At 28.8% G+C, this 23,537-nt stretch carries 22 protein-coding genes; 3 read left to right on the forward strand and 19 right to left on the reverse strand.

The window, feature by feature from the left end:
* Positions 1-30 precede the first annotated feature (30 nt).
* From KDK92_RS18930 to KDK92_RS18945, 4 genes are all read right to left on the reverse strand, one after another.
* The gene (locus KDK92_RS18930; RefSeq protein WP_250860956.1) at positions 31-3,165 is read right to left on the reverse strand and encodes an alpha-mannosidase; all 3,135 of its coding nucleotides are present in this window, start codon (positions 3,163-3,165) and stop codon (positions 31-33) included.
* Between the two features lie 86 nt (positions 3,166-3,251).
* Entirely contained in the window at positions 3,252-4,142 is an 891-nt protein-coding gene (locus KDK92_RS18935; protein WP_250860957.1) for an AraC family transcriptional regulator, read from the reverse strand.
* An 82-nt stretch (positions 4,143-4,224) separates the two neighbouring features.
* Positions 4,225-5,640, reverse strand: coding sequence for a DUF6179 domain-containing protein (locus KDK92_RS18940; protein WP_250860958.1), 1,416 nt, complete (start codon positions 5,638-5,640; stop codon positions 4,225-4,227).
* Positions 5,627-6,109 (reverse strand): DUF6323 family protein, encoded by a 483-nt coding sequence (locus KDK92_RS18945; protein ID WP_250860959.1) that lies wholly within the window; start codon positions 6,107-6,109, stop codon positions 5,627-5,629. Before KDK92_RS18945 ends, KDK92_RS18940 begins: the two co-directional genes overlap by 14 nt.
* A 251-nt stretch (positions 6,110-6,360) precedes the next feature.
* On the opposite strand from KDK92_RS18945, the gene KDK92_RS18950 reads away from it, so the two are divergent.
* Positions 6,361-7,275: an AraC family transcriptional regulator gene (locus KDK92_RS18950; protein ID WP_250860960.1), complete on the forward strand. Its 915-nt coding sequence runs from the start codon at positions 6,361-6,363 to the stop codon at positions 7,273-7,275.
* Between the two features lie 23 nt (positions 7,276-7,298).
* On the opposite strand, the gene KDK92_RS18955 is transcribed toward KDK92_RS18950, so the two are convergent.
* Both KDK92_RS18955 and KDK92_RS18960 read right to left on the reverse strand, forming a co-directional pair.
* On the reverse strand, positions 7,299-8,774 hold the full coding sequence (locus KDK92_RS18955) for a hypothetical protein (RefSeq protein WP_250860961.1): 1,476 nt from the start codon (positions 8,772-8,774) through the stop codon (positions 7,299-7,301).
* 37 nt (positions 8,775-8,811) lie between these two features.
* Entirely contained in the window at positions 8,812-9,216 is a 405-nt protein-coding gene (locus KDK92_RS18960) for a VOC family protein (protein ID WP_250860962.1), read from the reverse strand.
* A gap of 613 nt (positions 9,217-9,829) precedes the next feature.
* Between KDK92_RS18960 and KDK92_RS18965 the strand changes: the two genes are divergently transcribed.
* Complete coding sequence (locus tag KDK92_RS18965; RefSeq protein ID WP_250860963.1) at positions 9,830-11,554, forward strand: ABC transporter ATP-binding protein; 1,725 nt, start codon at positions 9,830-9,832, stop codon at positions 11,552-11,554.
* Positions 11,555-11,613: 59 nt separating this feature from the next.
* Here the strand turns inward: KDK92_RS18965 and KDK92_RS18970 are convergent, their stop codons facing one another.
* The 8 genes from KDK92_RS18970 to KDK92_RS19005 all read right to left on the reverse strand — a co-directional run bounded on the left by KDK92_RS18970 (position 11,614) and on the right by KDK92_RS19005 (position 19,876).
* On the reverse strand, positions 11,614-12,339 hold the full coding sequence (locus KDK92_RS18970; protein WP_250860964.1) for a class I SAM-dependent methyltransferase: 726 nt from the start codon (positions 12,337-12,339) through the stop codon (positions 11,614-11,616).
* Positions 12,340-12,343: 4 nt separating this feature from the next.
* Positions 12,344-12,898 (reverse strand): TetR/AcrR family transcriptional regulator, encoded by a 555-nt coding sequence (locus KDK92_RS18975; RefSeq protein WP_250860965.1) that lies wholly within the window; start codon positions 12,896-12,898, stop codon positions 12,344-12,346.
* Between the two features lie 157 nt (positions 12,899-13,055).
* Complete coding sequence (gene rluF / locus KDK92_RS18980) at positions 13,056-13,898, reverse strand: 23S rRNA pseudouridine(2604) synthase RluF (protein WP_250860966.1); 843 nt, start codon at positions 13,896-13,898, stop codon at positions 13,056-13,058.
* A 119-nt stretch (positions 13,899-14,017) separates the two neighbouring features.
* Positions 14,018-15,289, reverse strand: a complete 1,272-nt coding sequence (locus tag KDK92_RS18985; RefSeq protein WP_250860967.1) for a S41 family peptidase — start codon at positions 15,287-15,289, stop codon at positions 14,018-14,020.
* A 50-nt stretch (positions 15,290-15,339) separates the two neighbouring features.
* The gene (locus KDK92_RS18990; RefSeq protein ID WP_250860968.1) at positions 15,340-17,337 is read right to left on the reverse strand and encodes an ABC transporter permease; all 1,998 of its coding nucleotides are present in this window, start codon (positions 17,335-17,337) and stop codon (positions 15,340-15,342) included.
* On the reverse strand, positions 17,327-18,094 hold the full coding sequence (locus tag KDK92_RS18995; protein WP_250860969.1) for an ABC transporter ATP-binding protein: 768 nt from the start codon (positions 18,092-18,094) through the stop codon (positions 17,327-17,329). Before KDK92_RS18995 ends, KDK92_RS18990 begins: the two co-directional genes overlap by 11 nt.
* A 100-nt stretch (positions 18,095-18,194) precedes the next feature.
* The gene (locus KDK92_RS24845; protein WP_250860970.1) at positions 18,195-19,211 is read right to left on the reverse strand and encodes a sensor histidine kinase; all 1,017 of its coding nucleotides are present in this window, start codon (positions 19,209-19,211) and stop codon (positions 18,195-18,197) included.
* Positions 19,208-19,876: a response regulator transcription factor gene (locus KDK92_RS19005; protein ID WP_250860971.1), complete on the reverse strand. Its 669-nt coding sequence runs from the start codon at positions 19,874-19,876 to the stop codon at positions 19,208-19,210. The genes KDK92_RS24845 and KDK92_RS19005 overlap by 4 nt, the downstream gene beginning before the upstream one ends.
* Positions 19,877-20,239: 363 nt before the next feature.
* On the opposite strand from KDK92_RS19005, the gene KDK92_RS19010 reads away from it, so the two are divergent.
* Positions 20,240-20,806 (forward strand): hypothetical protein, encoded by a 567-nt coding sequence (locus KDK92_RS19010; RefSeq protein WP_250860972.1) that lies wholly within the window; start codon positions 20,240-20,242, stop codon positions 20,804-20,806.
* A gap of 192 nt (positions 20,807-20,998) precedes the next feature.
* Here the strand turns inward: KDK92_RS19010 and KDK92_RS19015 are convergent, their stop codons facing one another.
* The 5 genes from KDK92_RS19015 to KDK92_RS19030 all read right to left on the reverse strand — a co-directional run bounded on the left by KDK92_RS19015 (position 20,999) and on the right by KDK92_RS19030 (position 23,403).
* The gene (locus KDK92_RS19015) at positions 20,999-21,970 is read right to left on the reverse strand and encodes an alpha/beta hydrolase (RefSeq protein WP_250860973.1); all 972 of its coding nucleotides are present in this window, start codon (positions 21,968-21,970) and stop codon (positions 20,999-21,001) included.
* An 86-nt stretch (positions 21,971-22,056) separates the two neighbouring features.
* A complete protein-coding gene (locus tag KDK92_RS19020) occupies positions 22,057-22,389 on the reverse strand; it encodes a hypothetical protein (RefSeq protein ID WP_250860974.1) in 333 nt (110 codons plus the stop codon).
* Between the two features lie 21 nt (positions 22,390-22,410).
* Positions 22,411-22,818 (reverse strand): helix-turn-helix domain-containing protein, encoded by a 408-nt coding sequence (locus KDK92_RS19025; RefSeq protein WP_250860975.1) that lies wholly within the window; start codon positions 22,816-22,818, stop codon positions 22,411-22,413.
* A 142-nt stretch (positions 22,819-22,960) separates the two neighbouring features.
* Positions 22,961-23,089 carry a hypothetical protein gene (locus KDK92_RS24650; RefSeq protein ID WP_276576046.1) on the reverse strand — a complete coding sequence of 43 codons (129 nt, stop codon included), beginning with the start codon at positions 23,087-23,089 and terminating at the stop codon, positions 22,961-22,963.
* Between the two features lie 35 nt (positions 23,090-23,124).
* Positions 23,125-23,403, reverse strand: a complete 279-nt coding sequence (locus tag KDK92_RS19030) for a CD3324 family protein (RefSeq protein WP_250860976.1) — start codon at positions 23,401-23,403, stop codon at positions 23,125-23,127.
* Positions 23,404-23,537: the final 134 nt, after the last annotated feature.

Below are 23,537 nucleotides of genomic sequence, written 5' to 3' on the forward strand. Positions count from 1 at the left end.
TAGTTGATAGGTGCTTTTTTAGATTTCATATTACATCTTTATTTTAAATGTCCTAATCTCATATGGCTTAATCTCAAACTCAAAACTATTTCCACATACCTTAATTTCTTCTATTACTTTCTCCATTAGATCGCATTCAAATACTTTTTCTAACTCTTTATAGAAACTCACAGTAACTCTTGTTCTTCTGTTATAACATTCATACAACCTTATAATTAACTCATCACTGTCTTCTGCTTTTTTCACTGCTTCTATTATTACATTTTCAGTATCTACACTAATGAAGGATAATTCCTTAGGCAAAATTCCATCATGAGGCTCTTCAACTCTAGCATACATTGGACAATTTAGATTGTATGCCATTTGCGTTGTCTGTGCTAATTTCCAATCTCCACAATGAGGATATAATGAATACGTGAATTTGTGCAATTCTCTATCCGCTTCTGGATTTGGCCATATTGGTGATTTAAGTAGACTTAATCTCATTATACCGTCTTTAATATCGTGTCCATATTTGCAATCATTCAATAGGCTCACTCCATAATTACCTTCTGACAAATCAGCCCATTTATGAGCACACACCTCAAATTTTGCCATATCCCAACTAGTATTCCAATGAGTTGGTCGTTCAACATTACCGTATTGAATCTCATAAGTTGCCTTATTTGTATGAACATCCACAGGGAATGCTACTTTCAATAAAAGCTGTTTTTCTTTCCATTCAATTTCATTTTCAAAATCTATACGTGGTATATGATTATAAACATGCATATATTGAGTGATTATAGAATCCAAGAATCTTCTTTTAATTTTAATAGTCGCTCTTACAGGCCCATTATTAATCACCTGTACTTCTTCTACATGGTTAATTTCCCACATCTTCTCCTGATAATAAATATTAATATCCCATGCATCCCATAAATGTGGTTTATCCTCAAATGCCTGCAATACATTCCCCTTTTCAAGAGATTTCAATACTTTTCTATGATTTATCTTATCGTAAATTGATGTGATATTTGCATTCTCATCTAAAGTGATATCAAAGAATCTATTGCTTATTTTTTCTGTAGAAACAGTTAACTGTTCTGCTGATTTTGCTTGACATTCACGTATTATGAATGCCTTATATCCCTTTGCAGGTATATTCTCTGCATATAATAATCCTTTTTTATTTTCAATTAACTGAACAGGATAAATATTACCTTTCTCATCCATAACTTCAATATTATTCATACCTTCAGGAATATGAAAAGTCACCACATCACGTCTTCTGAAACTCAATTGATTGAATATCACTAATGATCTTTCCTCAAGTTTTATTTTATCTGTGATCTGATTGACTGCATTTTCTAATAATTCATTTCCATTCTTAAGAACCTCTTCGTACTGCTCTTTTGACTCATCATATACTTCTTTAATAGAAGAGCCTGGTATAATATCATGAAATTGATTCAATAGAATAGTTTCCCATCCATCATTTATTCTTTGCTGAGGATATTGTACGGTTTTATCAATACATGTATTCATTACATTAAAGAATTCGGCATCTTGAAATAAAAATTCACTCTTCCTGTTATAACGTTTGTTTCTAGCCATAGAAGTATATGTGCCTCTATGATACTCTAAGTATAATTCCCCTACCCATTTTGGTAACCGCTTATTATTACCCACTCTCTCTTCAAACTTTTCAAAGAAATCCCTTGCTTTCTCCATCTTCACAGTTGGACACCCAGGTATTCCTCTTTCCAAACGTCTAGCATTCTCCAACATTTCTTTTGTTGGGCCTCCGCCACCATCTCCATATCCATAACTTATCAATACCTCATTATTTATATTCTTTTGTTGATATCTATGCCAAGCTCCCTTAACTTCAGTAGGACCTAAAACCCCTTCATATCTTGTTCTATGTGAGCCTGATATTGCTGTCTTGTAATCAATTGTTGTAATAAAATGAGAAAATATTGAGGAACCATCTATACCCTCCCACATGAAAGTATCATATGGAACTTTATTGTACTCATTCCAGCTTATCTTGGTTGTCATAAAATAATCTATATGAAATTTTTTAAGTATCTGCGGTAATGCTGCACTATATCCAAATACATCAGGTAGCCATAATATTTTATTATCTACTCCAAACTCTTCTTTAAAGAAACGAGTTCCGAAGAGTATCTGTCTTATCAACGATTCTCCTGAAGCAAGGTTACAATCAGCTTCTAGCCACATCCCACCTTCTGCTTCCCATTTACCTTCCTTAATCTTTTCCTTAACCTGTTCATATATTTCAGGATGTTCTTCCTTCACGTATTTATATAATTGAGGTTGACTACTCATAAATAAATATTCTGGATACTGTTTCATAAGATTTAGTACTGTGGAAAAACTTCTTGCAACCTTTTCTCTAGTTTGCCTTAATGTCCATAACCAAGCTACATCAATGTGTGTATGCCCTATACATGCTGCTATTACATCTTCCCCTCCACAATATTCCTTATAAAATTTTTCACTTAAATATCTATCTGCTTCCTCTAAAGATAAATAATATTCCTTGGAATGTGGCTTACGTAAGTCTAAAATATTTATTGTCTCTGTTAAAAAATTCAAAATATCTATTCGTCTTTTATCCTCTTTATCTAGTAAATCTGCTACCTCTAATGGAACTTTTATATCATAGTAAAGTTTTTCCGTAGCCCTATCTAAAATAGAAATTTTTCCTTTGAGCTGCACATCCCCTTCAGTCATGCCTGCATAAGCATGTAAATCAATCATATACTTTTCATAAGCTTTTGCATTTTCACAAATGATTATTTCTCTATGATTTGTATCTAATCCTTGAACTACTTCTCCATTTAAATAGATCAGAAACTGAGGATTTATTGCATCCCATTCCTCTTCTCTTCCCGTTGTTACTTCGAATACTATTGTTCCACCTTCAAAATCTGATGGAATAGTTACTTCTGTCTTAAACCAATGTCTTTGATCTTTCCCTCCCCATCTTGAATTACATTTAAAAGTGGTCCATTCTTCACCATTTTCTTCTGCATGTTTAGGGTTTAAAAAATCACCCTTTTTCATTAGAAAATAATTAATCTCTTCTTTTTTTGTGTAAATGTATTCTTTCAAATCCTTTAATATCCTATCGATTCTTTCCTTTTCAAAAAACATAAAATCCCCCCATCCAGTCTTCTATGTTTATTATATGTCTTTATTAATCATTTCAAATATTAAAAGGAGACTCATTTTTAAGATTTTTAGACATATTTAACATTCTTACGAAATTTACTTGGGGAGTAACTCTCTCTTATTTTGAAAAATTGATTGAAATAATACTGACTTGAAAATCCGAGCATTTCTGATATCTCCCCTATAGGGTGCTCAGTGTTTTTCAATAGTTCTTTTGCTTTTGAAAATTTTAATCTACATATGTATTCTTTAGTTGAAATTCCTTTGCTCTGCTGAATAATTCGACATATCTGTTTATCACTTAAATGCATATAAACTGCTATATCCTTAGTGGAAATAGCAGTATCTAGATTGTCTACAATATATCTTTCAATCTGAATAAATCGATAATCATCTTTTTTATATTTCATTGGAATTTCATAGGAAAGTTCTGTAGTTTTACAAATGAATCTTGCACTTTCTATTAATAACATCTGTACAATATTTTTAATCTTATTATAAAAACCTAATCTTTTATAATATGCCTCCTCTAGTGCTGTTTTGAAAAGTTCATTTATATGATTAATACCTTTGTGTTGAATGCATTGCGAATTCTTCAATATATCAAACAATTGCTTCTCTTCGCTAATAGTTTCCTCAATAATGTTAATATCACAATTCAAACTATACTCTACATATTCCTCATTATGATTACTAATCTGTGTATGATAGACTCCAGGTGCTGTTATATAAAACTCTCCACTGTTAACATGGAATTCCCCATTATCATGTATAACTTTACATCCACCTGATGCTATGAAATGAAACTCAAAGCTGGAATGTCTATGTCGTTTAATCTTCCATTCCCCTATTTTTTTCATTACTCTAAACCATAAAATATCTATATTCATGTTGCCTGTATTAATTTTTATATCTAATTTTGATAACTCCTCTGAAGCTTTCAATATATCAAATTCCATTATGGGACTCCTTTTATATCTCTATTTAATTAACTATCTTCTTATTTTTCACTTCTATATTAGTTTCAAACCCTTTAGAATTTTAATTAATTTTATTAATAAATCTCTCAATTGACTTGATCCTATCTTCACTAAGTTTCTGTAATACCCCACTATAATGCAGCTCCCACTCTGAATCAATATACCTTTTATCTTTGATTACTTGCATTAAATTCAATGCCCCCTCCCTCAATTCTTCTTGGAATACCATTCTTGCTAGTATAGACAATTCCATATCACTCAATGTATTGAATAAATTTGTAAATTCATCTTCGAATAAGCAGTTCGAGTTAAGAAGATCTATAAAGTCATATATTGACTGTACACTTGATTTAATTAAATTTATTTTATCCTCAATATTTTCACATTTAGTTATTTTGCTGATTGATGGCCTAAAATCCTCATTGTTAATCCTATCCCCTTCATTAAATATAATATTATTACTTATATTTTTTTCTTCTCTCTCTATTACAACCATATTTTGAAGATTTCCATTTTCTAATGAACTTAATAACCTAGGAATAAATATTGATTTATAATTATTCATGTAATCTATTAAGTCTCCCCTAGTTATCCCTAAATCTTTAATAACTTTCTCAACAGCTTTCCCTACCAAAATATTTATTTCATTTGCATTTAAACTCCTAAGCTTCTTGTTTAAAATTTTATAATTAAGTTTTGAAATATTTAAATTCCATCCATCATTTCCTGATAATACAGAAAAAATACTATTATTAATTAATACTTCAAATACATTTATTAATGCAACTCTATAATCAATATTGTATATATCACCATAATGATTCAATATTTTTATAATATCTTCAGTATTAAAAAATTTACAAAAGAACGTTTCAATTTCTAAAGTATTTAAATAATTCTTAATATAATTTATCCCTCTAATACTCATATCATCAAAAGTTAAAGGATAATCAATACTTCCCATGGTGTCCTGAGCATTAAACACTACTCCATATTTTTGAAAAAAACTTGGTAGTCCCTCATCAATTGTATCATTATAGACTTGAAGTTCTATTTTAAATCTATTTTCTTTAATCTTTTCAAAACACAGTCTTGACTCATGAACATATAACTTTACAAGGTCAACCCCTTTTTCATATAATTCTTTCACATCTTTTGTCTTTAATGCAACTATACTCTCTTCAATACTAGATAAACTTTCACAATAAACATCAATAGAATAACAAATAGAACTTAATAGTTTTTCTCCAGTTTCAATAGGTATTGAACTACTTTCCCCTCCAGTATACCGTATTATCAATTCTTTCAGTAAATACATTATTTCAGTCTGAATAGAACTTATTCTATATTTATCAATAAGTCCAAGGCGAAATCCTTCACTTAAAAGCGAAAAAGTATATTGGTTTTCATTAAGATTTTCTTTTTTAATTTTTATCTCTTCAATTGAATTTTCAGTAGCTATTCTATTTATAATCATCAAAATAATTCCCCTCTAATAAATAATCTTTTTTCTGGTTTTCACGCCTAAAGTTATTTGAAAACACCTCAATTCTTTGTCTTAAAATACTTATAGATCCCCCACATGAATTATTATAAAAATCCTCCATAATGCCTATTAATTTATCATCACCAATTCTATCTTCCGTTTCATTTTTCATGTAATAAAATAATTCATGTAAACTGTTAATCGTAGATACATACTCTTGAGGCTTAATAAATGTTGAAGAAGAGAATCTTTTTAACAGCTTTTTTGTTACTTCCATATCAATTTCAATTCTTCCAAAACTTTGGAGAGCACACTCTCTCACATGAATAATTTCTTTTGCATCTTCTTCTGTTAATGTGAGATTAAACTCTTCAGTATATTTATTGGTTTGAAGTAACTCGTTGATTTGAATCTCTTTCAAGTCTTTATTCTCAGGATTAAAGATAGTTGGTAAAAACATATTCCTACAACTCCTTTTTATAGAATTAAATTTAATGAAAATAACTCTTGACATTTTATTTATTTTATGGTATAATATAACACAGCGCATATAATATAGTATTATATGCGCTATTTTTGTTCATGTCAATATTTACATGGAATTTTGATTTCCTTAAATCTTTAAACACTTGTCTATCTTGATAAAAAACATCAAGTAGCCCTTTCTCCATTTTGATACAATAAACTTACCAAAGCTTTGGAGGATTAAATATGGATTATTTCTCATTTATTGAAAATGCAATAGATTTTATTGAAGAAAAACTTTTAGACTCCTTCTCTATAGAGGATGTAGCATCTGAAATAGGATTCTCAATCCCTCACTTTTACAGAATATTTTCTGCTATAGTTGGAGAAACACCTAAAAATTATATACGTAAAAGACGTATTTCAATTGGTGCCTTAATGTTAAGAGAAACAAATTTAAATATATGTGATGTAGCCTTTGAGATAGGTTTTGAATCTCATGAAGTATTCATAAGAGCATTTAAGAAAATTTACGGTGTTGCTCCAAAGAATAGCCTACTATTAGATAGCCTTCCTTTATACGAGAAGTTTGATGTGATGAGAAAGAAAAGATTATATGAAAAGGACGTGTTATTATTGGATATAAAAATTATTATTAAAAATTCTTTTAAGATTATTGGTAAGACCACTAATCTCAACCAAGCTGAACAGGTAGAAAATAACCTAATAGATAAATTTATTAATGAGTTTAACCAAGAGAAAAGTCATTTTCCTACTGTTAATGATAAAGATAAAATTTATTCCTTATACGAATATGATGCCAATAGCATTCATAAAGATGATGAAAATATTAACTACCTCTATACACTTGGTGTTGAATACAAAGAAACTGATGATATTCCTGAAGGATTTATTATTAAGGAAATCCCTCAATCTAAGTACGCTTTATTTATATATGATACCAAAGAAAAAACTTTGAACGGGGAGAGTATATCCTCTTTAAAATATGAAGGGGAACCAATAACTAATGTGTACGATTATATCGATGGGGTATGGGTTTTGAATTCTGGATATACTTTATCTGATAATCCAGATTTTGAAATCAGAAATACTAATTCTGATGTAATTATTGAATATTATATTTCCGTAGAGGATAAATAAAATTTTATATAAAAATGGAGGTATCAAAATACCTCCATTTTCATTAAACCATCTGCTGACTCAGCCTCTTCTTTTAATTCATTCTTACTAATATGTTTATCTTGTTTATTGATATCTTCTTCTGCAAACTTATTTTCAGAAACTTGACTTTCTAATCTTTCAATCCTCTCAAGCTCAAAAAATACACCTCCACCATACAAAATCATTGTATTAGAATCTTTAATGTATAAAATGGATCCGTTTCCTTTTGAATCACTAGCATTTATTTCAGTAATTGAATCCCTTTGAATCCCTAAATCTTCAAATAAAACATAATGCCTCCAGCCTGATTCAAAATCTTCTTTAGATATTACTGATTTTGAATAAACAGGATTCTTTGCTACCATATCTAGATATATTATGTCATCCCCAAAACAACTTGCTTCTTCTTTTGAGAAATACAATACCTTATTCAAAATATAATTTATATCATCAGATGAATAAGTAGTTCCTCTTCCAGAAGCCAGCACCTTTTTTATTCTCCAATCTCCTAAATATATTTCTTCATTCTTATTTACATTACTCTCTTCAAAGTTATAATATTTTTTTGATATTTCAACTTCTAAGGAACTAAATATTTTTCCTTCCTCATCAAGTGCATTTATAATAATACTTTTATCCTTGAAATCATAACTATATTTTCGATTATATCCATATCCAATAGAATACATCTTCTCATCATCATGTTTATTTACTTGCCAATTAACAATATCCTTTAAATTATTATCAACAGCAAACTTCTCAAATTTCATATTATCTACTTTATACCCAGTAAGCCTAAAATAATTGCTATCTGCACCTTCAATACTTGTAACAATATTGGTATAATATTCTCCATCTATTTCTATAAAATCATAAAAAATAAACTCTCCTACACCAGATGCTGTTTGAATTATCGTATCAAGGTTATGTAAAGTTACTGCATTATTTTCATCCCAAATCTGAACATACAAATATATTAAACTACCATCTCTAATCATTGAGTTACCAAATTCAACAAATCTATAATGATTGCTGCCAATATTCAATGTGTCGCTAAATTTAAGATAGAATTCATTTGACTCACCGATAATATCTTCTGTTGTACATACAATACTTTGCTTATTTTGAAGAATATCTTCAAGTATATCGTTGCATTGTCTATTAATTTCATTTACATCCTTCGCCATAAATTTCTTTGAAGAATCATTAAATACTGATATTTTACTTTTAAAAGAACTCACTTTACTGGCAAAATGCTCATGTTCTACTTGTTCAATAGATTGATTATTTTTTTTATCATTTTCATTAGAATTTTTTTCTTTCTTAGTAGTATTAATTTCTTTATTAATAGTATTTCTTTCTTTATCATTAACACTTTCTTCTATAGTTTTATTATTACAGCTTGTACATATTGATAATATAAATAACATAAGTAAACATAATTGTAAGCTAGCTTTTTTTGATCTTAATCTATACAATCACAACCTCCACCCTTCATAGGAAGTATACGTTTAATTAATAGTTAGTATCGTCATTACCTGAACATATTTCAATAAGATTTCCTTCTGGGTCTGCAACATAACAAACACGCATACCAAAAGATTCAGTTGTAGGCTTGTAAACTGGTTTTGCTCCTGCCTTTATAACACGTTCAAATTCTATATCTACATCAGAATATTTAGGAACATCGAAACATATCTCCATATTACCGTTTATGCCTTTATTCCAATTTGAAACCTCAGGTATTGAATTTTCAAAAATTTCTCTTTTACACAAAATAAAATGATGAATTTGTCCTTCCATTTCAACTGCAGTAAATCCACTGCCATCCCAGTTTATATTTAAGCCCATTACATATTTGTAAAAGTTGACCATTGTTTCCATATCATTTACATATAAAGAAATTGCTCCAAATTTCATTTTTATACCCCTCATCAATTAAAATTTTTTTTAGTTCACAATGTCATACTATTATGAATTATCTAATATACATATTATACTATAATTGCATTTTATAACAAGTTCAAATTATATAAATGTTGCTACTCTCTCTTTATATAAGGATACATTTTAATGAATCATGTTTTTTTGAATTTCATTATGTAACATTCAATGGAGAAAATCAATATTGACAACCTATTCTCCCAATATTATACTGTTAATATATCACTTTAGAATTGAAGGTGTTTAATTTGAAAAATATTATGAACTATTATGTTGTGATCAAAACGGGTAACTGCTCCGTATAAATTAGAAAAAAATTGATGATTTACTTTGTCCGGAGCCTAATATTTGTAGATTTGTGGTAAAAAAACTCTAGATTAGCATACTTTAAATTTATAATTATAAGTATGTCTATTTAATGTTGCCATAATAATTCTTATATTTCATACACTTAACGTATAAGCATCGCGGACACTGCCTTTATGTCAGTGGCTTTTTTAATTTATACATATATAACTATGAAACCACTTTATTATTGTGGTTTTTATCTTTTTTAGATTTTAAATTCGAGTAGAAAGAGGAGTTACTTATGTTAAAATACGTTTTAAAAAAATTCAAAGCCATGTCGCTTTTTTATGTGTTAAATGGAATTGTTCAGATATTAGCTGCTTCATTAAGCGTTGTATATCTTCAAAAATTAATTGATAAGCTTCCACAAGCAAATAGATACAATGAACTAATCACAATAATTATAGTTTATGGGGTACTACTTCTAGTAGATTGTTTATTATCTTATCTAGATGAATACCCAACTAGAATGCTCTCAAATGGCATATACCATGAATTAAAAATATTAGCTTTAAAGAAAATATCAAAAATAGATTATGTTTCATATCAAGGAATAGGTACTGGTTCACTTGTTCAACTTATAGAAGCTGGCTCTAAAGCTGGTAAGAATATCTTATTTGATTTTTATATGAATCTTTTTAGAAATATTCTTCCTGGAATTATCATAAGTTTAATACTCATTGGTACTTATAACTTAGAAATAATGGCAGTAATTTTCATTGGATATGTAGTAATCTTTCTTATTTCAAATATTCTAATGAAACATTTATATAAGATTAAGGACAAGATACTTACTTCTGAGGAATGGTTATCAAGACATTTCATCCGTGGCTTCATGGAAGTGGTGGTATTTAGACTTAACAAAAGATTTTACAAAGAAATATGCAAAATTGAAGAAACATCAAATTCAGTAGTGAAATCCAAAACAAAAATTAGAATGATACATGAATTATTTTTCACTCTTTTCGCTTTAATCATTATTGTTATAAAATTAATCATCTTGTTTATAGGGGTAGCTCAAGTTATAAAAGGTGAAACTTCTGTGGGAACACTAATAGCTCTTATGGCATTTGTAGATAGAGTTTACTCTCCTATCGCTATATTAAATGTTATATTCATCGATTATAAATTAGACAAGATTACCTTCAAAAGATTGGAGAATTTCATGAATCTACCTGACGATGTTAATTTAATAGAAGGGAATCCTGTTCATATAGAGAAGGGAAATATAGAATTTAAAAATGTTTCATTTGAATACGATCACGCACCAATATTAAAAAATTTAAGCTTTTGTATTCAAGGAAATTCTTCTACAGCATTTGTTGGCTCAAGTGGTGCAGGAAAATCTACCATCATAAAAATAATTCTAGGACTATTAAAACCTACTCATGGAGAGATTTCTGTTGATGATTCCAACCTAAGCAAAGTCTTATTAGATGACTATTATGATGATGTTGCTTATGTTTCACAAGATGCTCCGATTTTTGATGGAACACTAAGAGAGAATATTGTGTTTGATGAAGATGTTAGTGATGATCACATATACGACATTCTTGAACAGGTTCAATTAAAAGAATTTGTAATGAGATTACCTGATAAATTATATACTGAAGTTGGCGAAAAAGGAGTTAAACTTTCTGGTGGTGAGAAACAGAGGCTTGCTTTTGCTAGAGTATTTTTTCAAAAATCTAAAATCGTTATACTCGATGAAGCTACATCAGCACTAGACAGCATAAATGAAAACCTTATAACAAATAACATGTTGAAAAATTGTAAAGACAAAACCATAATTGTAATTGCTCATCGTCTTCACACAATAAAGAATGTTGATAACATATTGGTTATAGATGATGGTAAATTAGCGGAATCAGGTTCTTTTGAAACTTTACTAGTTAAAGATGGGTTGTTCAAGAAACTTTGGGATTTTCAAGTTAAAAACAATGAACTAGAACCAGTCAACAAATAGAATTAACTAATAATAGGCAATATCTTTGATTTTTACAAAGATATTGCCTTTTTATCATTCTAATTAACAGTTACTGAATTCTTAGTGGCAACAATCATTGGTGTATGATCGTCTCCTATATATCCCATCAATTCAACTTTTTCAAACCCTGCTTGTTTCATTAAGTTAATTTCATGTTCCAGCGTTAAAGGTGTATCAAAATGTACAAACATATCTTCAGGAATTTTGTCTCGCTCTCTTCTACGGGCACATTCAGCAAATAATAAGTCCTCTTGTTCCTGAGTTGTCGCAATATAATCACATTCAATATAACAACCACCATTTTTCAGGCTATCATATAGTTTTTGAAAAATCAGAATTTTCTTTTCCTGTTTAAAATGATGTAATGTTTGGAATGATACTGCCACATCAAAATACTCCATTCCATAATTAGCAATAAAATAATCTTGGCAAATCAATGAAATATTTTTGTCTGCATGCTTTCTATCAAGCTCATTTAACATAGTCTTAGACAAATCAATACCTGTTACTTTGATGTTAGGAAATCGCTTAAAAATATAGTCAAGTTCCAATCCAGTTCCGCATCCTATATCCAACAGTTCTTTTGCATTTTCTGGAATAATTTCAGACATCCATTTATAATAATCTTTCCATGGAGACATGTGTTCATCATAGCCATCAACTCGTATTGAAAAGAACTGATCCATTTCCTCCAGTTTTGTATCTTTTGTTTCTTCAAGCCATCCCTTAAGACCATCTAAGAATTCCATTTCTTTTGGTTCCATTTTACTATTCCCCCTTCATAAAACACTTAATTGCATGTGTAATTAAGTCGGTTATCTCTTCACTGGATAACACTATAGCATTTCCATATATCTGTGTTGCAACCCCATGTGTATACAGCCATGTATCACGAAATAATTTTTTTGCACACGTTCTGGAAATGTTATATCGAATCATTGTCTGTTCAATAACCCCTTGATTCCATTCAGCTTCCAATACATCTGCAACACTCCATGATGTATTTAGATTTGATACAAACATTGCTTGAAACAAGTTGTGTTCAGTTTGTGCCAATTCTGTATATGCTAGACTAATTGTTAATAATTGGTCATCTAATTTAATACGTTTCTCCATAAAATTATTATAAAAATTATAAACTTCTGTCATAATATCAGCTTTACACGCATCCATATTTTCATATAATCTAAACAATGGTTTTACTGAACAGTTTAATTTATCTGCAAGGCTTCTTGCACTTACGCAGTCAATTCCCTGTTCTCTAATCAGTTCAAAGCCTGCATGAACTACCATATCTCTATTTATCTTCGCAGCAGGTGGCATATTTCCTCCTTTCTGGCAACATGTGTTGCGCAACTTATGTTACCTATTATAATATACATATTTTGGAGCGTCAAGTAAAAAAATACAGTTTTTGTCTGATTAATCATAAGATAATAGGCTATACCTGTGATTAATAATCACAGATATAGCCTATTTTTTATTCTAAATAAGAACCTTCTTCTGTCTTTGTAGACGGCGAAACCATCTTGTTGATAATATCCATTTCTCCCTTGGTAAGATAACGCCACTTCCCAACCGGTAAATTTTCTAGTGTTACATTCATAATTCTTACTCTCTTAAGTTTTTTAACGTTATATCCTAAATACTCACACATTCTTCTTATTTGTCTATTTAATCCTTGGGTTAAAATTATTCTAAAAACGAATTTGTTTTCTCTTTCTACAGAGCATTTTTGTGTTACTGTATCTAAGATAGGTACTCCATTTCTCATCTTATTTATAAATTGAGGTGTTATAGGTTTATCTACCGTAACAACATATTCTTTTTCATGATTATTTCCTGCTCTTAAAATTTTATTTACTATATCCCCATCATTAGTTAGAAATATAAGTCCCTCTGATGGTTTATCTAATCTTCCAATAGGAAAAATTCTCTTTGGATGGTTGATAAAATCTACTATATTACCCTTAACTTTATGCTCTGTAGTACATGTAATACCTACTGGCTTATTTAAAGCAATATAGATAGGTTCCTCTTTTGATTTCAATGGTTTTCCGTTAACCACAACCTTATCATTTAAAGTCACCTTAGTCCCCATCTCAGCTTTCACACCATTTACTGAAACTTTCCCTTGTTCAATAAATTTATCTGCTTCTCTTCTCGAACAAATCCCTGTACTGCTTATGAATTTATTTAATCTTATCTCTTGAGTACTGTTCAGTGTCTGTTCGATAGTTACCTTTTGACTTGAACTGCTTTTATTTAAATTTCTTTTATTTTTATGTGGGTTATTTTTTCTTGAGTTATTATTCCTTTTCATTTAATACCTTCCTTTAGTACTACTCACTAATATTAACTACAATAATAAATATAACATATATCTTATAAAATATAAAAGGAATGGCATGTACAAAATACTCACCATTCCTTTAAAATAAATTATTCTTGATTTCTTAATATACTATCCAAAACAGCATCTCTACCATTTATCAAATCCTCAATGGAGTTCTCCACTATTACATCAGGCATAAAAGATTTATCATCTTCACTAACACATTTGAATATTTTTGAAAGTTCTGCATATTTAGTTGAGCAAGTTACTTCCAATTTTGAGTTAGGCAATACAAACTCTGAAATTGCACCATAATGATCTGGTTTTGTAAAAGTTGGTTCACCAACAAAAATTGCATTGGTATATTCTTGTAATTGAATTGAATTTATAGCAGCTGATGATGCTGTATATTGTCCAACTATAACATATAACTTATGAAACTTATTGATATGATCACGATCTATGATTTCCTTAAACAAAGGATGCATAGTACCCTCTTTACCCCCTGGATTATCTCTTAAATCAATTATGAATTTATCTACTTGATTACTATCAACAACATCAAACACTTCCTTAATAAACTCCTCAATTGATTTATCTTTCATAGCAAAACAACGATTGTATTTTAAATAAATAGCTTTTGAATCACTTAAATATTTAAACCAGTAATTTTCTTTAATATTTTGCATATATAATGGAATATTTTTATTCTGATTTCCTACAAACTTCATTTCCTTTATGGATTTAATATCTATAGCTTCAATATCCATATCAAACTGTTTACCTTCTTGATTTTCAAAAGTAAAAGTTATTACCTCTTTATCATCTATAATGTCTAATCCATATAGCAATTCAGGTGATGTTATATATTTCTGTACTCTCTTCTTAATAACTACACTATTTTCATGTGGTATAATTGTTTCTAATAATTTGCTGATTTCTTTTATTTCTATTCCATCTATTTTTGCAACCTTACAATAAAGTGCTTGGTTATATTCTTCTAAAGTTAATTTCACATAAAATCCATCCTTAAGCCATTCAACATGTATTGGAAATACATTCTCAAATGCCTCATGTACATCTGTGTGTGAGTCTTCTAAATAAGCAATTATCTTTCTCATACCTATATTAATTTTTTCGTCATCTATATTAGGAACTGACTCAATAAGCTCATTAATTTGATTATAAAATTCATCCTTCGTTTTTTCATCTTCTAATTTAGGATGTGTCTTAACAAATTCCTTTGCCATATAGTTTATATCTTCTATCCACTGTTTTTTACTTATACTTTCAGCAGCAAAAACATTTTCACTGCATATTGATAAAAATGAGCATACACTCAAACATAGGAAAAGTGCAAAGCTAATAATTTTTTTCATAATACTACCTCCAAAACTTTTATTGTATTATTTAAACTAACCCCTCTATCTTAATTCTCTATATTATTCTTAAAACCAACCACAGTAGCAATAAAATAACTTACATATATGAAACAGAACAATCCAAATGATATTAAAAAACCTTTACCTACAGCATTCTCTGTTAAAATAAAACTAAAATAAGCCTTACTAAGAATTTCACTAAATACCACTATATGAATTATTGGTAAAATCAATGGTATAGCGAAATATATTCCTACTTGTTTTAATACCAATATGTTTATATCTCTATTCTCCATTCCCAGCTTCCTAAGAATATCAAATCTATATTTATGTTCACTAGAATCCATCAACTGTTGAAGAGCTAATACAGTACAACATATTATCAAAAATATTATTCCTAAATATAATGCTACAAAACTATATGTTGCTGAAACTGTATAGGATCTTTCTACTTCGCTAACTCTTGTCCATGCCATCCATGCACGACCAATTCCTTCTTCATATTTATCTTGATTGTACTTTGACTTAAACCAATCACTGATGAAGATTCTTAATTTTAAATCAAATTCTTTTGAAATCTTCCTATTATAATTTGCTAAAAAGCTAGAATCCTTTACTTCCAACCCTTTACACACCTTATCAGGTACAATCACAGTTATATCATATCCGGCAAATCCACCACTTTGTCCAATATGTTCATCATAAAACTTTTGTTCATCACTTTTTAATTTGATACCATTAACCTGAATACTTGGATTTGACTTGATGTATTCTGAAATGTTCTCTTTCAGATAATCTTGATTAGAATGTATAATAAATTCATCATTCATTAAACTAACCTTTTTCAACCCCAACAATTGTCTCAAATTATTATAATCACTATATGCCATGATAGATATACAATCCTTATCATACCTCTTTTTTATATGATTCAAATTCTCTTTATTGATAATGTCCTTTGATATCTTTGAATCCAAAGAAAATAATTTAACTTCAATATACTTCTCTAATTCAAATTCACTTTTTTCAACAAATTCATATACATTTTTATAATCAATATCACTTCTTTTGGCTGTAATCATAATGTCATAAGGGTATTCAGCCTCAATTGAATTTTGAATTTCTTCTGAAAATGTAAACCCCATAAGGAATGCACCGATAGTAATAGATAATAATATAGCCATTGTTCCCATGACAAAGCCATTTGTGTTAACTTTAGATATAATTTGATTAGTTAAGAAAAGGTTTGAACCCTTATATTTAAATTTCTTGAATCTATTTTTTAAAAATAATATGAATGTACCAAATGATATATATACTCCATAAGTTCCAACTATACTTAATCCTAATATTATTAGCATATCAATAAGCTTTGAAAGTTTTATAGCCGCCCAGTAATATCCCAGTACAATCATAATTACTGATAAAATAGCAATTAAAAGATATACTTTAAAATTCTTGATTTTTATCTCTTCATTTCTTTTATAGTCATTTAATAAATCATAAAGTTTTATCTTGTATAGAGTTCTATAGTTTAATAATGTCACAAATAAGTATATTAATATGAAGAAAATAGTTGTTATATAAATTGCTTCTAGTGATATACTGAAATGTATATCCATTGGAACATGAAACATATTTGTAACAATACTAGCAAATACTTGAGTTAAATATACTCCTATGAAAACTCCTACTAGTAAGGCTAACGCTCCAATAATAATACTCTCTATTAAAAACATAATAGCAACATTTCTTTGCTCCATTCCAAGGATTAAATATATACCAAACTCTCTTTTTCTTCTATTCATTATAAACTTTGAAACATATGATATTAAGAATCCCATAGCAAATGCCATAATAACAGATACTATGATCATAGTGTAAGAAAATGCTTTAATATTAATGGTAAGATTCTTTATCTGAGGTTCAAAACTCAAAGCATTGAATGAATACATCAATGAAAATGAGATAACCAATGTAATAAAAAATATTAGATAATCTTTTATTGATCGTTTACCATTTCTTATGGATAGTTTAGCGTACATTAGATATGTTCCCCCCTAACAACGTCAACACATCAATTATTTCATTGAAGAATTCACTACGACTTTTATTTCCTTTTATTAATTCTGTAAAAATTTTCCCATCCTTTATAAAAATTATCCTGTCACAATAACTAGCTGAAAAAGCATCATGAGTTACCATGAGTATAGTAGCATCCATATCTTTATTTAAGGAACTTATGGTTTCTAACAACATTTGAGCTGACTTAGAATCTAAAGCTCCAGTAGGTTCATCAGCTAGAATTATTTTAGGCTTTGTTACAATTGCCCTTGCACAAGCAGTTCGTTGTTTTTGCCCACCTGATATCTCGTAAGGATATCTATTTAAAATATCCTCTATACCTAATTTTTTTGATATATTCTCAACAATGCCATCAATTTCATGAGAACTATACTTATTTATAGTTAAAGCTAAAGCTATATTTTCATGTACAGTCAAAGTATCCAAGATATTAAACTCTTGAAATATGAATCCTAAGTTTTCTCTCCTAAATTTAGCAATTTTCTTTTTTCTAATCTCAGTAATATCCTCTCCATTTATATAAATATGTCCAGCACTAACATTATCAATAGTTGATATGAGATTCAATAATGTTGTCTTTCCTGACCCAGACTGACCCATTATTCCTACAAATTCACCTTCATTCACAACAAAGCTCATTTCATCAATAGCCTTAACGATATTCCCCTTGTTTCCATAATACTTTTGTATATTCTCTACCCTTAAAATATTTTCCATGTTTATCACCTCAACACAATTGTATTATATTAAGTCCTTCTATTGTATATTTAATCATTACACCAAAGTTACAGAGTTGTCAGATAAGAAAAAAAGAGTCCTAGGACTCAAACTTTACGAAATTCCCTTTTGGGAAAAATATTGATACTTTTGTATATTGATTTTTAACTGATGAAATCTTAATTTCATGATCCAGTTTTATACACAACTTCTTGCAAAGGTATAACCCTATTCCCGTGGATTTTGTGCTCATTCTTCCATTAGATCCTGTGAATCCTTTTTCAAAAACACGACTTAGCTCATCTTCTTCTATTCCTATTCCATTATCTTTTATATTAAGACATACTCCATTTTTTATATCTTCACAGTATATTTCAATCTTCGGTTCTTGTTGATTTTTATATTTAATTGAGTTATCTAAAACTAATCCAATAATAAACTCAATCCATTTACCATCAGAATAGATAGTATTATCTAGGTTATGAAGTTTTACTTTGATTCCATTTCTTAAAAACATCTGCTTGTTCTTCATAAGAACTGAGGTTACACACTTTTCCGTGGACACTTCTTTTACGAAATAATCCTTGTCCACATTCTCACTTCTTGCATAAAATAGAGCCTGCTCAACAAATCCATCTATCTTCTCTAGTTCATATAGAATATTTCTTGTTGTTGATGTCTTATCATTTTCACTTATTAATTTCACAGCTGCAATAGGTGTTTTTATCTCGTGAATCCATTGCTCTATATACTCCTTATACTCTTTACGTTCACCTTTAACCTCGTTTATCTTCTCTAGCATAGATTTATTAGCCTTTTTCATCAAATAATAATATGGAATTGCATCACTATATTTGGGACAATCTATCATTTCCCCAATTAAATACTTCTCCTTCATATTATCTACTATTTCTATTAACTCATCATAGTACTTTTTCCTTCTTAGAAATTGAGTGCTATAGACTATTACCACGATAAAAACCCATGCTATTATTATTAAAGAAACCTCACCTAAGCTATTTCCCACATTTATCAGATATAGTGAAAGCGTAAACGCACATAGAATATTTAATAATATTTCATTAAATTTTCCTTTTAAAAAATCATATAAATTCACAGTATATACCCCTGTCCTCTTTTAGTTTTGATAAAATCAAATATATCTATCTCCTCAAGTTTCTTCCTTATACGTGTTATGTTAACTGATAGAGCATTATCATCAACAAACACTTCGCTATCCCATAAGTATTCCACTATATCAGCTCTAGGAACAATTTTATTTTTATTAACAAATAAATAATTCATTATCTTAAGCTCGGTTTTAGTCAGCTCTATCTTTTTACCCTCATACTCTAACTCACTTGATAAAATATTTATTTTAACTCCCTTGTACTCTATAATATCAGAAATGGAATCATTAGAATAAGCTCGCTTGAGTAAAGAAGATATTCTTGCAATAAGTATTGATGTATTATAGGGTTTGGTTATAAAATCATCTCCACCTATTGATATACTCATCAATTCATCCAAGTCACTATCCCTACTAGTTACAAATATAATTGGAACACTTGAAAAACTTCTTATCTCACTACAAAGTTTGTACCCATCTATATATGGAATATTTATATCTAAAAGAATCAGATGTGGATTTTCGTTTTTTATCTTATCTATAGATTTATCAAATTCTTCTAAAGCAACAACATCATAATTGTTTCTCATAAGCAACTGCGATAATTCATTCCTAATTTGAAAATCATCTTCAACTATCAAAATTTTAAACATTTAATCCCCTCAATCAAAGATTAGCTTAAAAATTACTTCCCTTTATGTTTCAAAAATATGAATGGTTCTTTCACTTTTCGAAACAACTTTAGGGGAAGTTATTTTAAAACGCTCTCTAAGTTATTTACTATTAATTTATATGTTATGTTAGTATTTGTCAATCACCCCTTAATATAAAATTTATTGGCTGTACTAATCTATCATCTAAATCTTCAGGGTACCAATGCTTTATTCCATCATTAAATATTAACAATTTATATCTCTTTTATTAAGAAATTTGTTACTTTTTAATGATATACTTTGGTTAAGGTTATAATAAACAATAGATAGTTTCAAACAAAAGAAATTGTGGAGGATTTTAAAATGAATCGTAAAAAGATAATTGTTTTAGCTACAGCGTTAATAATAAGTACTCTAGCCTTTGTAGGGTGTGGAAAAACTAATAATGATAATACATTAAATAAAGAAAAAGCTAAAGTTGAAGATACTACTAAGAAGGATACTGATAAGAAAGATATTCAAAAAGAAAATAATAAAGAAGATAATAAAGAAAATGTAAAAATAGAAGATGGTGAAGTAGAAAAAGTCGAAGAATCAGAAAAAGTTGGAGAAACAGATACTGAATTAGGTAAGGAGGATTCTTCAGAAAGCGAAGAAGTAAAACTTAAAGAATATGATGCAGTAGCTACTATAGACCCTTTAATGTTCGGTGCTAATGTAACTGTAACTTGTGAAGATTCAGAAATTGCTACTTACAAAATTTTCACTGAAATTGATGGTAAAATGGAACCTCTTCATAATGATAAAATTGCAATTGGAGAAGTTGCTAAAGAGTTATTCCCAGCTAAAGAAGGTCAAACAGTTGTTGTTAAATTTTTCGATGCTAATGGTACTTTATTAGGAGAAAGTGAAACAACTTTAGTAATATAGTCTGTGTAACCTCAAAATGGATATGTAAAAATAGTATCTCAAGCATATAACATAGATCTAACTACAGTCTCAACAAAAATACCCTATGAAATAAACACATTATCTGTTTATTTCATAGGTTTTCTATTAGCTAAAATAATGAACAGTACTGAAAATGTATTTATTGATAATTCAATAAAACATTTATAAATTTTACTTTAATATAAAGTCTATGGCTTGTTCTAATTTATCATTTAAATCTTCAGGGTACCAATGACCTATCCCATCATTAATGTAATATTCATATGGCACTTCAACATCCTTAAATCCCTTCATCATTTCTTCCACTTCTTTCATTGGTAGATCCTCTTTTCCTTCCATAAACACACCTTTAACACCTCTATGTAGCGCCTTCTCAACATTTTCTTTAGTAAATGATTTCGGTTTTTCTGAGCATAAAGAAATAAAGCCCTTTAGTGGAATACTATTATTCATTACAATATCTATAGATGCGGTTGCCCCTCCAGAGAATCCTCCAATTATGATACTCTTTTCGTCAATTGAATACTCATTACTTATATCATCGTAACATTTCTTAATCTCACGGTATGCTGAATCATAGCATTCAATATCTACTCCTCTTTTTTCCCATGCGTACCCATTGTGATGTGATACTTGAGATGATTGAATATACACAACAATGAATTCTCTATCATGAAACTTTTCTGGTTTCCAAAACTCCATATGTTTCTGAATATTTTCCCCATCACCATGAAGATTAAAAAATAGTGGATATTTTTTTTCTTTATTATACCCATGAGGTAAATATACTATATATTCAAATTTTGATTTTTCTTGAATCTCTTTTCTTAATAGATTATTTTTTTCTTTCAACTTTTTAAACCGTGTATCTTCTTCTAATGGATTAAACCTACTCCAATGTAAAGGACAAGTAAAACCTTTATTAACAAGATATAATATTGTATCAAAACACTCTTCATACATTCCAATGTTAGTATATAATCTAGCTTTGTCTATCATCATATCAAATAAATATTTTTGAATCTCTTCTTCTGGAAGGCTTTTCATTCCCTTTTCTAATAAATTTAAAGCTTCCTTATATTTTCCTTGTATATATGGTATTGAATAATCTTTCTCTAATTCTTTAAAACTATTGTATAACATAGTAATCCCCCCAAATATTTTGCCAACTTATATTCAGATTATATCAAAAAAACACTGACAACTACTCGTCAGCGTTTTTCTAAATTTTAGAAATCTTTTAAGTACAGTGCAATAATCAAAATAGAAATACCTAATCTTATAATATGATGTTTAGGATTTAACTTTCCATGCATGTTAAATCCATTTCTTATGGTTGCAATATGAATTATTACTAATCCTACAATTAATAGTGCAGACATATGATACATCAGTATATAACTAAATATAATTGTAGTTATGATTATACTTCCCCCTATAACCATTAATAAACTAGACCATAAATTAATATTCTTTTGTTTCATTTGAATTATACCAGCGAGAATAGATAACCCACCGTAAGCGATTCCTAAAATTAATAAACAAATACTAAGAGCATTCATTTTCTTTCTCCTTAAAATTAATTATTTTATCTCTTCACTAATAATCTTTTCTGACTTTAACAATTTATTTGTCTTATGAATCATCTTCTCTAAAATACATCTTATTTGAATTATATCTCGTTCTCTTTCCAATATTTCACGATATTTTTCTTCAATGATATTAAGACAACCATTTATTTTAGATTTGTTTTCATTATTTATCCCTTGTTCTTCATTTATATCTTTTTCTAATTCAAAAAGAGCTTTGATTTCCTCCAAGCTGAAGTTCAATTTTTTTAATTTTAATATCGCAATTACTTTATCTATATCTTCTTCTGTATATCTACGTCTATTATTAATTCTTTCAGGTACCAACAACTTAATTTTATCGTAATAACGAAGTGTATCTATTGTTGTTCCTGTCTTTTTTGAAAATTCCCCTATCTCCATAACATCCCCCCATAAATATTACCTTATTTACTCAAAATACAATATATTGAAATTAAGCTTATAACAAGTATAAATCATGGAGTTAACTCCATGTCAACAAAACAAAATAAAAAGCTACTCTCACTGAGAATAGCTTTTTATTTTATTTAATTTCAAACTTCTTCATAATACACTCAAAACCATGATCTATTATAGATTTCTCTATAAATTCTATTTCTTGAGTTTCATAAAACCCTTTCCAAAAATCTACTGCTAACTTATTATCTAACAATTGCTGAACTAAGTATGTTCCTTTAAAGGAATTAATTATGAGCGTAACGTATTTTCATGATTTACTATCCTTCTTATACTCTGTTCTGAAAGATAATATTCTTGTGCTAATCCTTTGATGGTTATTCCTTGAATAAATCTATTAAAAATTTCAATATTTCTATTTTTTAATTCCTCTTTTATACCGTTCTTTTCTCCCCAAGATTTTTGATTGCTGTTTTTCCTTGGGATATAGATATAATCACCATCAATATATTCTTGAATTATCTTTATCACATCTTCTGGTAACACATTTTTAGCCTTAATATGTTTCATTTCTCTGCTCCTCCTTAAATTTATTAAGATTGAAGCAAAGACTACCAAAAGCTCCCTAAAATTAGGCTCCAAGCAAAGCATTGCTCATTAACATTTTGTAGTCTTTGCTAGGAGCAAACTTTAAAATTTGAATA

The organism is Oceanirhabdus seepicola (assembly GCF_023684385.1).
GTDB classification, from domain to species: Bacteria; Bacillota; Clostridia; order Clostridiales; family Clostridiaceae; genus Oceanirhabdus; species Oceanirhabdus seepicola.

What these genes read in the sequence shown, in the direction of transcription:
- KDK92_RS19015 (WP_250860973.1), bottom strand. Translation starts at nt 21,970, where the DNA reads ATGTTATACAATAGTTTTAAAGAATTAGAGAAAGATTATTCAATACCA.
- KDK92_RS18990 (WP_250860968.1), bottom strand. Translation starts at nt 17,337, where the DNA reads ATGTACGCTAAACTATCCATAAGAAATGGTAAACGATCAATAAAAGAT.
- KDK92_RS18965 (WP_250860963.1), top strand. Translation starts at nt 9,830, where the DNA reads ATGTTAAAATACGTTTTAAAAAAATTCAAAGCCATGTCGCTTTTTTAT.
- KDK92_RS18930 (WP_250860956.1), bottom strand. Translation starts at nt 3,165, where the DNA reads ATGTTTTTTGAAAAGGAAAGAATCGATAGGATATTAAAGGATTTGAAA.
- KDK92_RS18975 (WP_250860965.1), bottom strand. Translation starts at nt 12,898, where the DNA reads ATGCCACCTGCTGCGAAGATAAATAGAGATATGGTAGTTCATGCAGGC.
- KDK92_RS18940 (WP_250860958.1), bottom strand. Translation starts at nt 5,640, where the DNA reads ATGATTATAAATAGAATAGCTACTGAAAATTCAATTGAAGAGATAAAA.
- KDK92_RS18985 (WP_250860967.1), bottom strand. Translation starts at nt 15,289, where the DNA reads ATGAAAAAAATTATTAGCTTTGCACTTTTCCTATGTTTGAGTGTATGC.
- KDK92_RS19005 (WP_250860971.1), bottom strand. Translation starts at nt 19,876, where the DNA reads ATGTTTAAAATTTTGATAGTTGAAGATGATTTTCAAATTAGGAATGAA.
- KDK92_RS18950 (WP_250860960.1), top strand. Translation starts at nt 6,361, where the DNA reads ATGGATTATTTCTCATTTATTGAAAATGCAATAGATTTTATTGAAGAA.
- KDK92_RS18945 (WP_250860959.1), bottom strand. Translation starts at nt 6,109, where the DNA reads ATGTTTTTACCAACTATCTTTAATCCTGAGAATAAAGACTTGAAAGAG.
- KDK92_RS19030 (WP_250860976.1), bottom strand. Translation starts at nt 23,403, where the DNA reads ATGAAACATATTAAGGCTAAAAATGTGTTACCAGAAGATGTGATAAAG.
- rluF (WP_250860966.1), bottom strand. Translation starts at nt 13,898, where the DNA reads ATGAAAAGGAATAATAACTCAAGAAAAAATAACCCACATAAAAATAAA.
- KDK92_RS18995 (WP_250860969.1), bottom strand. Translation starts at nt 18,094, where the DNA reads ATGGAAAATATTTTAAGGGTAGAGAATATACAAAAGTATTATGGAAAC.
- KDK92_RS18960 (WP_250860962.1), bottom strand. Translation starts at nt 9,216, where the DNA reads ATGAAATTTGGAGCAATTTCTTTATATGTAAATGATATGGAAACAATG.
- KDK92_RS18935 (WP_250860957.1), bottom strand. Translation starts at nt 4,142, where the DNA reads ATGGAATTTGATATATTGAAAGCTTCAGAGGAGTTATCAAAATTAGAT.
- KDK92_RS19025 (WP_250860975.1), bottom strand. Translation starts at nt 22,818, where the DNA reads ATGGAGATAGGGGAATTTTCAAAAAAGACAGGAACAACAATAGATACA.
- KDK92_RS18970 (WP_250860964.1), bottom strand. Translation starts at nt 12,339, where the DNA reads ATGGAACCAAAAGAAATGGAATTCTTAGATGGTCTTAAGGGATGGCTT.
- KDK92_RS19010 (WP_250860972.1), top strand. Translation starts at nt 20,240, where the DNA reads ATGAATCGTAAAAAGATAATTGTTTTAGCTACAGCGTTAATAATAAGT.
- KDK92_RS19020 (WP_250860974.1), bottom strand. Translation starts at nt 22,389, where the DNA reads ATGAATGCTCTTAGTATTTGTTTATTAATTTTAGGAATCGCTTACGGT.